Source organism: Brevibacillus antibioticus, from assembly GCF_005217615.1.
Taxonomy (GTDB): Bacteria; Bacillota; Bacilli; order Brevibacillales; family Brevibacillaceae; genus Brevibacillus; species Brevibacillus antibioticus.
Genome location: NZ_SZNK01000001.1, coordinates 1037076 through 1052485, shown reverse-complemented (window position 1 = coordinate 1052485; position 15410 = coordinate 1037076). Strand labels below are relative to the sequence as shown.

Below are 15410 nucleotides of genomic sequence, written 5' to 3'. Positions count from 1 at the left end.
GGATGGTACCCGAAAAGAAGCTCCTGCATCGAACAGGAGCTACCTACTACGAGCCTACATGGTCATCTGTAGGTAAGTGTATCATAGATCGCGGTCATCTCGCAGTAGTTTCCCTACGTTTCCCACCCGAAAGAAAAAAGCTGCACCATCTTGTAGTAGATGATGCAGCCCTTCTCGCTGACGAGTGATTATTTATCCCCCAGCTTGACCAATGCTCTTGCAGCAGCTTGCTGTTCCGCTTCTTTTTTGGAGCGGCCAGAGCCGATGCCAAGCGAACGATTGTTCAAAAGCACCTCAGATACGAATTCTCGATTATGAGCTGGTCCTTTTTCTTCTACTATTCGGTAATGGATGTCTCCCAGATTGTCTTGTTGAACAAATTCCTGCAACTGGCTCTTGAAGTCGGTTACCTGGGCAAACTCTCCCTTGTCAATGCGCGGGTACACGTATTTTTCCATAAAGGAAAAGACTGCGTCCAACCCCTGATCTAAGTACAGCGCACCTACAAACGCCTCAAAAACGTCCGCTAGCAAGGCTGGTCGCTGACGTCCACCTGTCAGCTCTTCCCCTTTTCCCAGCAATACGAGATCGCCAAAATTCAACAGTTCAGCAAACTTGACGAGAGAAGGTTCACAGACAATGGCTGCACGCAGCTTCGTCATTTCCCCTTCGCTCATCTTCGGAAAAGTTTTATACAAAAACTGGGAGACGGTCAACTCCAGCACAGCATCCCCCAAAAACTCTAGCCGCTCATTGTCTGATATTCGTTTGCCGCGTTGCTCGTTCACGTAGGAAGAATGGGTGAATGCCTGCCGCAAAACGCTTTCATCGCGAAAGCGAAAGCCTATCGTTTCTTGCAGCTGTGCAAAATTCATCACCCTCACCACCATCCCAGGAGACTGCCTACTTTTTCTATCAGTAGGGCTCATTTATGCTTCGTATCGCTTCAAGATTACCGTTGCGTTGTGACCGCCGAATCCAAATGTATTGGAAACAGCCACATTGACGGTCGCCTTGCGCGCATGGTTCGGAACATAGTCCAGATCACATTCTGGGTCCGGATTATCCAAGTTGATTGTTGGAGGCAGCACTTGATCACGCAGCGCATATGCCGTCGCGATTGCCTCGACACCACCAGTAGCGCCCAACAGATGGCCTGTCATCGATTTGGTCGAGCTGACAGCCAGTTTGTATGCGTGCTCGCCAAACACACTCTTGATCGCTTGTGTTTCAGCGATATCTCCTTGGCCAGTAGAAGTACCATGTGCATTAATATATTGGACTTCTGTTGGGTCAACGCCAGCGTCTTTCAGTGCGCTTGCCATGCAACGCGCTGCCCCTTCGCCACCAGGAGATGGAGAAGTAATATGGTGAGCATCTGCACTCATCCCGTAGCCAATGACTTCCGCGATGATCGTTGCTCCGCGTTTTTTCGCATGCTCGAGCTCTTCCATGATCAGAACACCAGCACCTTCGCCCATTACGAAGCCATCGCGATCTTGGTCAAACGGACGGCTTGCTTTTTGCGGCTCATCGTTTCTGGTGGACATCGCTTTCGCTGAGCAAAAGCCTGCAAATGCCATCGGACGCACGGTAGCTTCTGCTCCACCTGCGATCATGACATCTGCGTGATCGAACTGGATCAGACGCAGTGCTTCACCGATCGCATTTGTACCTGTCGCACAAGCGGTAATCGCGCTGGACGTTGGTCCTTTTGCACCGTATTGAATGGATACTGCACCGGACGCCATATTTGCAATCAGCATCGGAATGAAGAATGGACTCACGCGACGCGGTCCTTTTTCTAACAAAACGGAATGCTGTTCTTCCCATGTAGTCAGACCACCGATTCCGGACCCGATGTATACACCCACTCGTTCCGCATTTTCTGGCGTGATCTCCAGTTTTGCATCTTCTACAGCCATTTTGGCAGCAGCTAATCCAAACTGAACGAATCGGTCTGTACGTCGGATATCTTTCTTGTCCATATACTGCTCAGGATCGAAGTTTTTCACTTCGCCTGCAATTTGTGTTGGATAATCAGAAGCGTCAAAGGCAGCCACACGGTCAATGCCTGATTTCCCTTCCAGCAAGCTGTTCCAGAAAGTCTGCGCGTCATTCCCTACTGGAGAAACGACACCAACACCAGTAATCACCACTCTGCGTTTCATTGCAATCACCTCTATATGAAAGTCAGCAGTCAGCTTCTTACATTCACTGCATGCAAAACGTGTATTTGTTTGAATATGTACAGGTGGCTATTGAAGGAGAAGTCCCGTATGGTACGGGACTTCCAACAGATCAACTACTTGTGAGATTCTATGTATTTAACAACCTCACCAACAGAAGTGATCTTTTCAGCATCTTCGTCGGAAATCTCTAAATCAAACTCATCTTCGAGTTCCATTACGAGTTCAACCACATCCAGGGAGTCAGCGCCCAGGTCTTCCTTGAAAGAAGCTTCCAAAGTAATTTTGGACTCATCTACACCCAGACGATCAACGATGATTTTCTTCACACGCTCCAAAGTATCTGCCATCTTGCTTCACCCCCTCTCCCGTATTATAGTGGATGAGCTTTCAAAAAACCAGTTTTCGAAAAAACGCTCGATTGAGATTTTCTTCCTACATGTACATTCCGCCGTCTACGTGCAGGGTTTGGCCTGTCATGTAGTTGGCTGAGTCGGATGCCAGGAACAGCACGACAGATGCGATATCATCTGTTTGTCCCAGGCGGGCAAGCGGAATTTGGCTTGTGAGTCCTGCTTTTACATCCTCCGGCAATACAGCAGTCATTTCTGTATCGATAAATCCTGGTGCAACAGCATTCACCGTGATATTACGGCTAGCCAGCTCGCGAGCAGCCGTCTTCGTCAAGCCAATAACGCCAGCTTTTGCCGCCACGTAGTTTGCTTGTCCTGCGTTCCCCAAAACACCTACCACAGAAGTGATGTTGATGATTTTGCCTGAACGCTGCTTCATCATTGGGCGGGTCGCTGCCTTTACGCAGTTGAATACACCCTTCAGATTCGTCGCAATCACATCGTCCCACTCTTCTTCTTTCATGCGCATGATCAGGTTGTCGCGAGTAATTCCCGCGTTGTTCACGAGAATATCGATCGCACCAAAATGATCCAAAGCAGCTTTGAACATGTCGTTGACATCTTCTGTAGAAGAAACGTTCGCGCGAATCATGATGGCATCGCGGCCCATTTCTTTAATAAGGGCAACAGTCTCACTCGCTGCCGCTTCACTACCTGCGTAGTTGACAACTACATTAGCCCCAGCGCCTGCCAGCTTCAATGCAATCGCACGCCCGATACCACGGGAAGCCCCTGTAACCAGTGCAGTTTTTCCTGTTAGCATAGTACCCCTCCGTTCAAAAGTTCAGTAAGCGAATCCATATCCTGTACAGAGATAATCGTCATATCCGTTGGTGCTGGTGCGATTTTCTTGATCAAACCAGCCAAAACTTTTCCTGGACCGATTTCTACAAAGGTTGTCACGCCTGCTTCGACCATCCATTGTACAGAATCCTCCCACAAAACTGGGGCGGAAACTTGTTGAACCAATTGATCTACAATAACGGTAGCCTCAGACACTGGTCTAGCCGTTACGTTTGCCACAACAGGCACCGTCGCTTCTTGTACCGTAACGCCAACCAAAACTGCTTGCAGTTTGTCTGCTGCTGGCTGCATCAAGCTCGAGTGGAACGGACCGCTTACATTCAAGGGAAGGACACGCTTTGCGCCCGCTTCCTTCGCTTTTTCACCGGCCAGCTTCACACCTTCAGCAGAGCCAGAAATGACAATTTGCCCTGGGCAGTTCATGTTCGCTAATTGAACAGGATGCCCAGATGCTGTTACTTCTTCGCAAACCGCATGCAGTGCTGCGCGATCCATGTTCAGGACAGCGGCCATTGCACCTTGTCCCGCTGGCACTGCCTCTTCCATGAACTGACCACGAGCTCGCACTGTTTTGACTGCATCTGCAAAGGACAAAGCCCCAGCTGCAACCAGAGCAGAATACTCACCCAAGCTGTGACCTGCTACGAACGCAGGCTTATAGTCAGGCAACTTTTCATTCAATGCTGCCATCACAGCGATGCTTGCTGTCAAAATGGCTGGCTGTGTGTTTGCTGTCAGCTTTAATTCCTCTTCTGGCCCTGCAAAACACAGATCCGACAAGGAAAAGCCGAGCGCTTCATCAGCCTGCTCAAATATGTGACGGGCCGCTTCCGATTGTTCGGCGAGCGCTTGCCCCATTCCTACAAATTGTGAACCTTGCCCCGGAAAAACAAAGGCTACTTTTCCCATTCCTACTTGCTCCCTTCTGCCTGGGTCGTGCACCACTTCAAGAGCGTCGCTCCCCAAGTCAAGCCGCCACCAAACCCTACCAGAATCAGGTTGTCGCCTTCTTTTACACGCCCTGCCTTTACTGCTTCATCCAACGCTACGGGAATGGAAGCAGAAGACATGTTTCCATAGCGATCCAGGTTGATCGCAACTTTATCCTCAGAAAGACCGAAACGCTGTACGGCAGAGTCGATGATGCGTTTGTTTGCCTGATGCGGCACCAACAGGTCGATCTCATCCTTCGAAACGCCCGCTTTGGACAAGACAGCCTCTGTTGCTGAATTCATCACGCGAACAGCAAATTTGAAAACTTCCCCGCCTGCCATGTAGAGATAATGCAGTCCTTGTTCAACAGACTCAGCAGAGGCAGGCGTTCTGGAACCACCTGCAGGCATGCATAAGAGGGACCCGCCTGACCCATCTGCACCAAGCTCAAACGACTGGAAGCCGTAGCCCTCGGTAACTTCACCGATAACAGCCGCACCTGCACCATCTCCGAACAGGACACATGTATTTCGATCTTTATAATTCGTAATTTTGGACAAGGTCTCAACGCCTACGACCAAAACTTTTTTGTATAAACCGTTTTGGATGAACTGAGTCGCTGTCGTAATTCCGTACAAAAAGCCTGTGCATGCTGCGGAAAGATCCATGGCAGCCGCACGTGTAGCACCCAGCTTTTCTTGCAGCAAGCAAGCAGTAGACGGGAACGACATGTCAGGTGTTACGGTAGCGACAATGATCATATCCAACTGTTCTGCGCTGATGTTTGCTTTTTCGAGCGCTTCTTTGGCAGCCTCGTAAGCCAAGTCGGAGGAAGCTTGCTCCGGTGAGCTAATGCGGCGTTCTCTGATGCCAGTACGGGAAACAATCCACTCATCAGAGGTTTCCACCATTTTCTCCAGATCAAAGTTCGTCAACACCCGCTCCGGGGTATAAGAGCCTGTAGACAAAATTCCTACTGAACGCTTTGCACTCATCTGCTTCACTCGCTTTCTCCCAAAGTATTTTTCTGTAAAGATTGCTGGATAATCTCATTCACGTCCTGCTGAATAAACCGCGTAGCACTGACAATCGCGTTTTTCATCGCACGCTCATTCGAAGAACCGTGGGCCTTGATCACAGGGGATTTCAATCCCAGCAAGGGGGCACCACCGTATTCCGCATAATCCATTTTCTTTTTAAAACGTACCAATCCCGGTTTCAGAATAGCCGCTCCCAGCATATTAATCAGGCTGGAAGTAAACTCTTGCTTCAACTGCGAAAAGATTGTGGAAGCAGTACCCTCTACGGCCTTCAACAAAACATTTCCTACAAAGCCGTCGCATACGAGCACATCACAGGCTCCTTGCATAACATCGCGTGCTTCCACATTTCCTACAAAGTTCAAGTCAGCCTCTTGAAGGAGAGGAAAAACCGCTTTCGTCAATTCATTCCCTTTTCCTTCTTCGGTCCCGACATTGAGCAAGCCTACTGTTGGATGCTCAAAGCCCAACACTTTTTCAGCATACAGGCTCCCCATCAACGCGTATTGTACTAGCTGATGCGGCTTAGCATCCATATTGGCTCCGACGTCCAACGTCAGTGTTACGCGGCCTTTTGTATTCGGGATATAGGCACAAAGCGCTGGGCGCTCGATTCCATCCATGCGACCTGCGTACAGCAAGCCTGCTGTCATTAATGCGCCCGTATTCCCAGCCGAGATCATCGCGTCGACTTTTTTCTCGCGCGCCATCTCAACTGCTACGACCAGCGAAGAATTTTTCTTACGCCGAACTGCTCGAACCGGTTCATCATCTGGCAAAATCACTTCCGCTGCAGGAACGATTTCAATGTTTGCCGGAATATCCTGCGGCAAGTGGTTCCGAATAGCCTGTTCCTCTCCCACCAATACCACTGTAATGGCCGGGTTTTCTTTGATGGCAGCAAGCGCCCCTAATACGGTACTCTTCGGTGCGTGATCGCCGCCCATCGCATCCACTGCAATTCGCAACCGTGACTCCTCCTTACTCCTCATTCATGCTGTTATGGCAGCTCGACATTTCAACGACTCGGAAGGTTGCGGTAAAGACCAATTCACCTTGGACCTTCGTCTCTACACGCACCTTGCATTCGTCGCCGTTACGGCTTCTTACCACCGCTTTGGCAACCAGCTTTTCCCCTGCTCGTACAGGACGAACATAGCGGATCCTCGCTGTAGCTGTCAACGCTACCTCTGCGTTAATTACTGCTACTGCCAATGAGTTGGCCTGAGCGAATATATAATGCCCTCTGGCAATTTGTGTTTTCGAAAAAACATGCTCTTCTTTAATTTCCAATACGGAAATGGCCTGTGAATCGAGCTGTAGATCAATCATTTCACCGATGATTTCATCGATGCCCAATGATTTTACAGGATCAAGACTTTTCTCTGCGACTGTCTTGATTCGTTCACGTAGCTCCGGTATGCCTAATTCCAGTCGGTCTAAGCGTATAGTTTGAATACTGACGTGAAATAACTCAGCCAGATCTTCGTCCGTCGCAAATGGGTTATCCGCCAGATACTGCACTAAGCGCGACTGGCGATCTTTTTTTGGCAAGCGGGCGATGCAAAACACCCCCTTAAGCAGGATTCAGTTGTGCTATGTATGATTGCGATCTGTTTTTAATACCTGGTACCAAAACACAGTATAAGGGAGAAGATGTGGAATTACAAGTGTGGATCACGAAATTAGGTAGCTTTCCCTAGCGGTAAATGAGACGAATGATCTCCTCAATCCCCGGTTCTTTCATCTGGATGTCCAAAGGCTCACCCCAACCCGCCGCTTCGGCAAGGATTCGCGGCGAGGAGATTTTTCCTTTGTCGAAGTAAATCGAAAGCACATTCTCTGATAGCTCCATCCGCTCGATTCCCTCTAGCTCATAAAGCTTTTCTGGCGGTTGTCGAAATTCAATTCGTACGAGGCTTGGCAGCCCTATTTGGTGTCGCAAATTGGCCAAGCTCGTATCCATCATCTTTTTGCCATGATTGATCACGATGATCCGGTTGCAGAGCTGCTCAATATCGTCCATATCATGAGTCGTCAATAGAATGGTCTTCTTTTGGGTCTGATTCACTTCTTTTAAAAAAGCTCTGATGCGAGTCTTCGCGACCACATCCAACCCAATCGTAGGCTCGTCTAAAAATAGGACAGGCGGATCATGCAGCAGTGCCGCCGCTAAATCAGCTCTCATCCTTTGGCCTAACGACAACTTACGCACTGGCGTATCCAGGAATTCATGGAGGTCCAGCAATTCCTGATACGCCTCCATTGATCGCCGATATGCTTTGTCATCAATCTTGTACATCGCTTGCAAAATTTCGAAGGAATCTCTGACTGGCAAATCCCACCACAGCTGCGTTCGCTGCCCGAACACTACACCGATTTGTGAGGCTACTTGTATTCTTTCCCGCTGCGGACTATATCCGCCTATTCGTATTTCCCCCTGACTGGGATGAAGAATTCCTGCGAGCATTTTGATTGTTGTCGATTTTCCTGCGCCATTCGGTCCGATATATCCCACGAACTCGCCTCTGTCAATGGAAAAAGAGATATCGTGGACGGCTTTGACTTCCCTTCGTTCACGAGAAAAGAGTGTTCGCAGAGAAGCAAAGCGCCCCTCTTTCGCTTTTGTCAGAAAAAATGATTTTTCGATGTGCTTTGCTTCAATCATGTTACCCCTCCTTAGCTCCCTGTACTATGGTAGTGTCGAATCCCGACATTCCATAGCATACGGGCGAAATAAAAAGCAATCGCTGCGCCTACCGGGGTGAGTATCGGATAAAACCATTCTCCCCCTTTGCCCAGCAGCGTCAGCATTGGCAAATAATTTATATATGCGATCGGAATCGCCGAGAAAAACAGCCATTTGAGCCAGTTCGGATATAGCCCGATCGGATAATTGGAAGCATTGGCTGGCGCATAAATCGTAAAGGTAAGCATGTCCTTCATCTGATGCGTCCAAAAGGCGACCCCAGCCGTAGCAAGCCCAATCGAGAAATAGATCAATCCGCCAGACAAAATGGCAATCGGTGAGAATAGCACCAACGCCATGATCGATTTCCCTTCCGACGCAAGTCCCGACAATGAGATGACTAAAACGGACACCCCTTGCACTACCCCTCCCACTCTCGACAAATCAAGATTACGTGTCAGTAACAGAAGCAACGGTGAAACGGGACGGATGAGCAATTGATCGAGCTCCCCTTGTACGATGTACTTCTCAAAGTCGTTGATTTCCGGGGCAAACAGTCGATACAAGGAGACAGATGCTGATGAAATTCCGTAAAGCATCCCAACCTCGTAAATATTCCATCCGACCACATCGTGAAATCGGTACAAAATCGCAGAGAGAATAATAAAATCAAGCACCATAATCATTCCGGTCGTGGCAGCGCTCGTGACAAAATTTATCTTGTATTGCATTTGCGAGCGAATGCTGGCCGCAATCAGTTTTCGATAGAGGGCAAACATATGATTATCCTCCTTGAATTTCTAGCTTTCTTCTTGCCATGTTCGTCACCAGCAAAGCAACTGCCGTTAAAACAAGCGCCCAGCCAGCTTGTACAAGCATGCCATATGGAGGTGCAAGCTCTAGCAAAGTCATGACTGGATAATAAATCATAGCGGAAAAGGGCAAATAAGGCGTTACCTTTCCAATCATCCCAGGCATCAAGTCTATCGGAATCATTTGTCCACCTAGCCCAAATATCAATGACAAGAGGATGAGGTGTACCCAGCGAATTTCTGTCGTCCAGAAGGAAGAAATGCCCGCGAGATAAAAGAGCAGCATGCCTATGTACGTTCCTAGCAGAAGCGAGAGGATAAACCAAAAGTAAGTGAACGGCTGGGAGGGAAAAAAGAAGCCCACCGCTAATCCTAGCAACAAGCCGATCGGTACACTTCGGTAACAAGCGTTGTACAAAAGTCGTCCAAATTCCTGACTGAGCATGTACCAGAGATAATGAACAGGCTTGATCATATCCAGACTGACAGCCCCGCTTCTTACTCCTATTTGCACATTCAGACCTGGGGACAGAAATGTTGTCATCCAGAGAACACTTTGGCAAATCGCGATGTAATACCCCATCGTTTTGACATCATATGGCCCGTATACTTGTTTTCCAGAAAGGACACCTGTCCAAATGGCAATAAAAACAAGCCCAAAAATCGAGCTTGCGACATTGTTGATGACATGCGATAAACGATACTGAAGATTTCGACGATAGCTCTTGCAAATAATCCGCCAATAGACCATAGAACCCTCCTCTTGGAAAAGTCAGGATTACCAGAATAGCAGGGGCCGTACACAAATGCAAGAAAAAAGAAAGAGCCCTTCCTATTTGAAGGACTCTCTTTCGATAAATCCATTTGCTGTCACGCTGGTCACCCATTCACGCCAGCCAAATAGAACTTATCCTCTTTTTTATGGATCAATAGCTTCATATAGAAGCTACAATCACCTCTACATCGTTGGCGTGCAAAGCTTCAGCCATTTCCTTTTCAGGCAGCTTATCGGTCACGATAATATCAATCTGGTCAAAACCTGCAACGCGATACAGCATACTTTTTCCAAACTTGGTATGGTCGGTGAGTATGATCACTTGATCGGCGCGCTTGATCATTTCTTTGATCAAAAAGCCGTGATCTTCCTGCGTGGACATAAGCCCTTCCTTTGTAAGACCGCATGCACCAACCAGTACTTTATCCACATGAAAATCAGCTAGGTTTTGAATCACACGTGTACCGAGCACACATTGATCCTCTGCATGTACGTCTCCGCCCAAAAGCTTGACCAGAACGCCTTCTTTTCGGGACATACTGGCGGCAGTTGCTAATGAATTCGTGATGATGACATGATCGCAGGTCTGCAAGGATTCCACCGTGAGCTGAACAGTCGTGGACGCATCGAGCAGCAAGTAATCGCCATCTTTGATCAGACGAGCCGCTGCTGCCGCAATACTGCGCTTTCCTGTCAAATCAAGCTGCATTCGTTCCTGATGAGAGTAGTTCTTTTTGTTGAGGCTGGGCAATACTGCTCCTCCCCTGGTTCGCAGGATTTGACCCTGCTCCTCCAGCTTGACGATATCACGCCTCGCTGTGTCACGGGAAACCCCAAACTGCTCAACTACCTCTTGCACACTGATTCGCTGGTGCTCCTGCAAATACGCAAGAATTGCAGCAAGCCTCTCCTCTTGAAACACGAAAGCCTCAACCCCATCCTTATCTTGCCATCATTATAAGCCATTTAAGTAATTTACGCAAGTCATAATAAGTGTTTGTAAGTAATCATAAGCATTAGAAGGGAACAAAAAAAGCAAGGCGATTTCTCACCTTGCTTTCTTAGCAGCGAATATTACTTCGCTACTTTCACGCCTTTGTAGTGACCGCAGCTTGGGCAAACACGATGCGCAAGCTTGTATTCGCTGCAATTATCGCATTTGATCATGCCTGGAATCTCTAATTTGAAGTGCGTACGACGCATTCTTTTACGGGTTTTGGAAGTTCTCCGTTGAGGTACTGCCATCTTCCTTACACCTCCTTCAACTGACAAATGCTAAGAAGCTCTATTGGGTGGACAGTATAGGCAAAATGCTTATGCCATCCTTCAAAAATGAGACGCTGCCACGGATGGTCGGCGAATCATCTTGAATACAGTAAGAATACTTATTTGCTGTCTTTGAAAAAGTCAGCCAACCCAGCCAATCGCGGGTCAACACGCTCATTCTTGCAGCTGCATGCCACTTCATTACGATTCACACCGCAAGTCGGGCACAGACCTTTGCAATCCTCCTCGCAAAGCGGGAAGGTCGGCATTGCCAGTAAGAAATCTTCTTGCAATAGAGAGTCCAGCTCGATTTCATCGCCTTCCAGAGGAAGGATATCGCTGTCCTCATCATCTTGTAGAATCGGATCATCCGCAAGCGCAAATGTCTCAGAGAAATCTACTGTTGCCTGATCGACAAAAGGATTCAAGCATCTCGCGCAGACAAAATTCACATCTGCCTTCATGCTTCCTTTTACGTAATAGAGATTGCCCAGCTGTACGGCTTCACCACTCGCAGTCACAGGAGTAATCCCACGAATCTCATGATGGCGCTTCTTCAGCTCATCTGCATCCAGAGTTACCTGGAATGGCAATGGCTCTCCTTTTCGGTGCTCTAACTCTGCTAACTTAATGTTCATAGCATTTTCACCTCATGCACAACAAAGATGATTATAGACCCTGCCTAAAGCTTTGTCAACCATTTTTGCTTGACAGCTAGTTTGCTCAGGTAGATTTCGGTTTTTGACCATTCAAGTACGTAATCGCTTCTTCTACCGTCTTGATAGGAACCACTTTCATTGACGTTCCAATCCGCTTGGCAGTTGCTAACGCCTCCTCGTAATTGGAGCTCGTATCTGGCGTATCCTGTGGAGCAAAGAAGATCTCTGCACCCGCTTTGTCCGCTGCGATTACCTTTAGATTAATGCCACCGATCCTACCTACTTTTCCGTCTAACGAAATCGTGCCTGTTCCTGCAATTTTATAGCCTTTTGTCAAATCCGTCTCCGTATTTAACTGGTCATAAATCTCCAGCGTCATCATCAATCCCGCAGAAGGACCACCAATCCCTTGAGAGGCAATGGTTACTTCTTTTGGAATGATGATTTCCTGTTTGTTGTCAGGGCGTACACCAATTCCAACTGACTTGGATTCAGGTAGTGGTTCCAAGGTTAACATCGTTTTGGCCTCTTGTCCATCTCTAGTGTACGTAATTTCAATTTGATCGCCTGCTTTTTTTGCAGAGAGGGCTGTTAGCAAATCTTTTGCCTCAGATGTACGAACCCCGTCTACATACGTAATGACATCTCCGATTTGCAATGCTTTATGCGCAGGGAACCCTTCCAGAGTACCCATCACCCACACACCCTGCTTCTCAATTTTCACTTCGAAGCCAGCAAGACGGAATGCGACTGCCTCCGCAATTTTTTGTGAATTGTCCATGATCGCTTGTTCACGACGGATAAAATCTTCGCTGTCCTCGCCCTCGCTGACAACCAGGTCCTTGGGCAACAACTCAACATCCTGAGCCATTTTTGCATACCAATACCACGGCAAATTCGCTTCGCCCATTCGAACTGTCGTGAGCATGAAGGAGCCAGTCTCGTCTTTCTTGCCGCCTTCTACTTGAATCATCGGCCCCAACTCAATCGCTGAACCCGGACGACTCACGTAATAATTTGTCGGTACAAAAAAAGAAATACCCAGCAAGACAAAAACCAAGGCAAGTATCCAGCTAAAGCCTCTGGTTCCTGTAGATCTGCGTCTATTGGCATAAAGCTGTTCCTCACTCATTCTTGTGCCTCCCACTTTGCAATTCGTTCCTGAATGCGTTCAATATGTTCAGTACCCGCACGTTCGCCTAGCTCAATAATTTCTTCGACACCTGTGTACGCGATACTGCTATAGTGTCCAACATCCGGCCTGATTACGATGTCTGCCGCAATGATTTGATGTCTCAGAATTTCCCTTTCCATGACATCAATCGTTTGGGCGATAACATCAAAAATACTTTTGACCTCCATCCGTGTATCGAATTGGGCGACATCTACCGCAATCACGATATCGGCACCCATTTCACGCAGCACCGTCACAGGCACACGGTCAATGACTCCTCCATCGACTAAAAGCCGCCCCCCTACTTTTTCAGGGACGAAGATGCCTGGAATGGATATGCTTGCCCTCACCGCTTGATCAATTGGGCCTTCCCGAAATACGACTCGCTCTCCTGTTTCAATATCCGTGGCTACAATCGCAAGCGGCTTGTTCAGCTCTTCCAAGCGCTTTCCGTGCGTTAACAGACGAATCAATTGCTTGATCTTTTCCCCTGTAACAAAGCCCATGCCGGGTACGGTCAAATCAAGCCAATGCTTGCGTTTTAAATTCAAGGCAAGCTTTCCCATCATGTGCGGTTCAATTCCGTTGGCATAGACGGCCCCAATCAAACTCCCCATACTAGAGCCAGCCAGCATGTCAATCTGGATGCCATGTGCTTCTAGCGAATTCAATACACCAATATGCGCAAAACCGCGAGCTCCGCCCGACCCCAGGGCTACACCCACGATTGGTTTTCGCTTTTCCTGCATGGAAAAACCCCTCCCTGTAACCAGCCTATGTGGTAAATCGCTGTATCTTTCACACTTGGGAGATATTCGTCGACCAAGCTTACGCATAGTTCTCCCGCCTGCCACGTAGACATGTACTACTACTTTTCTTCGATTCAGGAGGAATCCATGTCACGCCACTCACCCCTACTTACTCTGTTGCTCGCCCTCTCGACAGTTTTCATTGTTATTTCGTTGATTGCTTATTCGCAGATATCTTTTGAAGCTGCCGTACGCGGTCTAAAAATATGGTGGGAGGTAGTTTTCCCCTCTACCCTTCCCTTTATTGTGCTGTCTGAGGTGTTGATGGGTCTGGGCGTCGTTCATTTCGTCGGTGTGTTACTGGAGCCATTAATGCGCCCACTGTTTAACGTTCCGGGCACTGGCGGGTTCGTACTGGCTATGGGCTTCTCGTCCGGCTATCCGGTAGCCGCAAAGCTGACTACACGCCTGCGTCTGCAAGGCAATGTGACGAAGGCCGAGGGTGAACGTCTCGTCTCTTTTACAACAACGGGAGACCCTTTATTCGTCATGGGAGCAGTAGCAATTGGCTTTTTCCACAGTGAGCAAATGGGCATCATTCTAGCTCTGACTCATTATTTGTCAGCTGTACTCATGGGTGTGATCTATCGTTTTCATGCGCCTTTTGCGATTACTTCAGCCCCATTGGAGAAAAATTCACTGCCTCTTCCTTTACGCGCCCTACAAGCAATGCATCGGGCACGTATCCGCGATGGACGTCCGTTCGGAAAATTAATGGGAGAAGCGGTGCAATCCGCTCTGAATACATTGCTCATGATCGGTGGCTTTATCATCGTTTTTTCGGTATTAATCCAACTTTTCTCCACGATTCATCTGACACAAATTATCAGTACGCTTCTCTCGATCATTCTCGGTCCCTTTGGTTTTCCACCAGCTTTTTCTCAAGCAATCGTGGCTGGATTGTTCGAAGTAACCCTTGGCGCACAGGCAGCGAGCATTGTACCTGATGAAGTTTCCTTGGTCTGGAAAGCAGCCATTGCCAGTGCGATATTGTCTTGGGGTGGTTTGAGTGTTCACGCGCAGGTCGCAAGTATCTTGAGTGAAACGGATATTCGCGTCGCCCCTTACTTGATTGCCAGATCCCTGCACGCTTTGCTAGCTGCGGTTTTGACCTTTGTCTTTTGGGGGCCACTTGCCACAGCCAGCTCCTGGTTCATGGACAAAGCCATCCCTGTATTTGCGCATGTGAAAGCTGAGATCCCGACGACGAGTTGGTGGGAGACCTTGCTATTATCAGGAGGACTCGCCATTGGCTTCAGTGCGATTCTGTTGTGCACCAGCCTGACTCTCTCGCGCATGAACCGCAGCAAGACGCGATAATCTACTCGGCCATTTTTCGCTTCAGTGCCTCTTCTACGATCGGTGGCACCAAATCGGCGACACTCGCCTTGTATTTCGCAACTTCCTTCACAATACTTGAACTCAAGTACGAATATTGATTGTTCGTCATCATGAAAAACGTTTCGATATTTTCGTCGAGCTTTTTATTAATCGAGGCGACCTGCATCTCATATTCAAAATCAGAAACAGCACGAAGGCCACGAATGATCACCTGTGCGCCCTTTTTGTTCATATAGTCAATCAACAAGCCGTCAAAAGAGTCCACTTCTACATTTTTCATGTCAGCCGTTGCCTGACGAAGCAATTCAACACGCTCTTCTACGCTGAACAATGAGTTTTTCTTTGAATTGATTAAGACGGCGACAATGACCTTATCAAAAACGTTGGCACCCCGCGCAATAATGTCGAGATGCCCATAAGTAACAGGGTCGAAGCTTCCTGAACATACGGCGATTGCCATAGCGGGTTATCCTCCCTTAGTGCTCTTTACGCACCATGATTTGAAA

At 48.2% G+C, this 15410-nt stretch carries 18 protein-coding genes; 1 reads left to right on the top strand and 17 read right to left on the bottom strand.

Going from position 1 to position 15410, the window contains the following annotated elements; all coding sequences use genetic code 11:
• Nucleotides 1–188: 188 nt before the first annotated feature.
• The 16 genes from rnc to E8L90_RS05185 form a co-directional block, all read right to left on the bottom strand.
• Complete coding sequence (rnc, locus tag E8L90_RS05260; RefSeq protein ID WP_026043146.1) at nt 189–875, bottom strand: ribonuclease III; 687 nt, start codon at nt 873–875, stop codon at nt 189–191.
• Nucleotides 876–929: 54 nt separating this feature from the next.
• Complete coding sequence (gene fabF, locus E8L90_RS05255) at nt 930–2171, bottom strand: beta-ketoacyl-ACP synthase II (protein WP_137028300.1); 1242 nt, start codon at nt 2169–2171, stop codon at nt 930–932.
• A gap of 134 nt (nt 2172–2305) precedes the next feature.
• Complete coding sequence (gene acpP / locus E8L90_RS05250) at nt 2306–2539, bottom strand: acyl carrier protein (protein ID WP_005834336.1); 234 nt, start codon at nt 2537–2539, stop codon at nt 2306–2308.
• An 85-nt stretch (nt 2540–2624) separates the two neighbouring features.
• Nucleotides 2625–3365 carry a 3-oxoacyl-[acyl-carrier-protein] reductase gene (fabG, locus tag E8L90_RS05245; protein WP_137028299.1) on the bottom strand — a complete coding sequence of 247 codons (741 nt, stop codon included), beginning with the start codon at nt 3363–3365 and terminating at the stop codon, nt 2625–2627.
• Nucleotides 3359–4315: an ACP S-malonyltransferase gene (gene fabD / locus E8L90_RS05240; protein ID WP_137028298.1), complete on the bottom strand. Its 957-nt coding sequence runs from the start codon at nt 4313–4315 to the stop codon at nt 3359–3361. The genes fabG and fabD overlap by 7 nt, the downstream gene beginning before the upstream one ends.
• Before the next feature lie 2 nt (nt 4316–4317).
• On the bottom strand, nt 4318–5334 hold the full coding sequence (locus tag E8L90_RS05235) for a beta-ketoacyl-ACP synthase III (RefSeq protein WP_137033280.1): 1017 nt from the start codon (nt 5332–5334) through the stop codon (nt 4318–4320).
• Between the two features lie 5 nt (nt 5335–5339).
• Nucleotides 5340–6347, bottom strand: a complete 1008-nt coding sequence (gene plsX, locus E8L90_RS05230; RefSeq protein WP_137028297.1) for a phosphate acyltransferase PlsX — start codon at nt 6345–6347, stop codon at nt 5340–5342.
• Nucleotides 6348–6360: 13 nt separating this feature from the next.
• On the bottom strand, nt 6361–6951 hold the full coding sequence (gene fapR, locus E8L90_RS05225; protein WP_137028296.1) for a transcription factor FapR: 591 nt from the start codon (nt 6949–6951) through the stop codon (nt 6361–6363).
• A gap of 127 nt (nt 6952–7078) precedes the next feature.
• Nucleotides 7079–8047 carry an ABC transporter ATP-binding protein gene (locus E8L90_RS05220; RefSeq protein ID WP_137028295.1) on the bottom strand — a complete coding sequence of 323 codons (969 nt, stop codon included), beginning with the start codon at nt 8045–8047 and terminating at the stop codon, nt 7079–7081.
• 11 nt (nt 8048–8058) lie between these two features.
• The gene (locus E8L90_RS05215; protein ID WP_137028294.1) at nt 8059–8847 is read right to left on the bottom strand and encodes an ABC transporter permease; all 789 of its coding nucleotides are present in this window, start codon (nt 8845–8847) and stop codon (nt 8059–8061) included.
• A gap of 4 nt (nt 8848–8851) precedes the next feature.
• Nucleotides 8852–9631 carry an ABC transporter permease gene (locus tag E8L90_RS05210; protein ID WP_137028293.1) on the bottom strand — a complete coding sequence of 260 codons (780 nt, stop codon included), beginning with the start codon at nt 9629–9631 and terminating at the stop codon, nt 8852–8854.
• A 184-nt stretch (nt 9632–9815) separates the two neighbouring features.
• Nucleotides 9816–10577: a DeoR/GlpR family DNA-binding transcription regulator gene (locus E8L90_RS05205; protein WP_137028292.1), complete on the bottom strand. Its 762-nt coding sequence runs from the start codon at nt 10575–10577 to the stop codon at nt 9816–9818.
• Nucleotides 10578–10729: 152 nt separating this feature from the next.
• On the bottom strand, nt 10730–10900 hold the full coding sequence (gene rpmF, locus E8L90_RS05200; RefSeq protein ID WP_005834357.1) for a 50S ribosomal protein L32: 171 nt from the start codon (nt 10898–10900) through the stop codon (nt 10730–10732).
• Between the two features lie 140 nt (nt 10901–11040).
• The gene (locus E8L90_RS05195; protein WP_087346950.1) at nt 11041–11559 is read right to left on the bottom strand and encodes a YceD family protein; all 519 of its coding nucleotides are present in this window, start codon (nt 11557–11559) and stop codon (nt 11041–11043) included.
• Between the two features lie 85 nt (nt 11560–11644).
• A complete protein-coding gene (locus E8L90_RS05190; protein WP_137028291.1) occupies nt 11645–12712 on the bottom strand; it encodes a SepM family pheromone-processing serine protease in 1068 nt (355 codons plus the stop codon).
• The gene (locus tag E8L90_RS05185) at nt 12709–13503 is read right to left on the bottom strand and encodes a patatin-like phospholipase family protein (RefSeq protein ID WP_137028290.1); all 795 of its coding nucleotides are present in this window, start codon (nt 13501–13503) and stop codon (nt 12709–12711) included. Before E8L90_RS05185 ends, E8L90_RS05190 begins: the two co-directional genes overlap by 4 nt.
• Nucleotides 13504–13650: 147 nt before the next feature.
• Here E8L90_RS05185 and ylbJ point away from each other — a divergent pair, with 147 nt between their 5' ends.
• Nucleotides 13651–14883 carry a sporulation integral membrane protein YlbJ gene (gene ylbJ / locus E8L90_RS05180; RefSeq protein ID WP_137028289.1) on the top strand — a complete coding sequence of 411 codons (1233 nt, stop codon included), beginning with the start codon at nt 13651–13653 and terminating at the stop codon, nt 14881–14883.
• Between the two features lies 1 nt (nt 14884).
• On the opposite strand, the gene coaD is transcribed toward ylbJ, so the two are convergent.
• Nucleotides 14885–15364: a pantetheine-phosphate adenylyltransferase gene (gene coaD, locus E8L90_RS05175; protein ID WP_137028288.1), complete on the bottom strand. Its 480-nt coding sequence runs from the start codon at nt 15362–15364 to the stop codon at nt 14885–14887.
• Between the last annotated feature and the right edge of the window lie 46 nt (nt 15365–15410).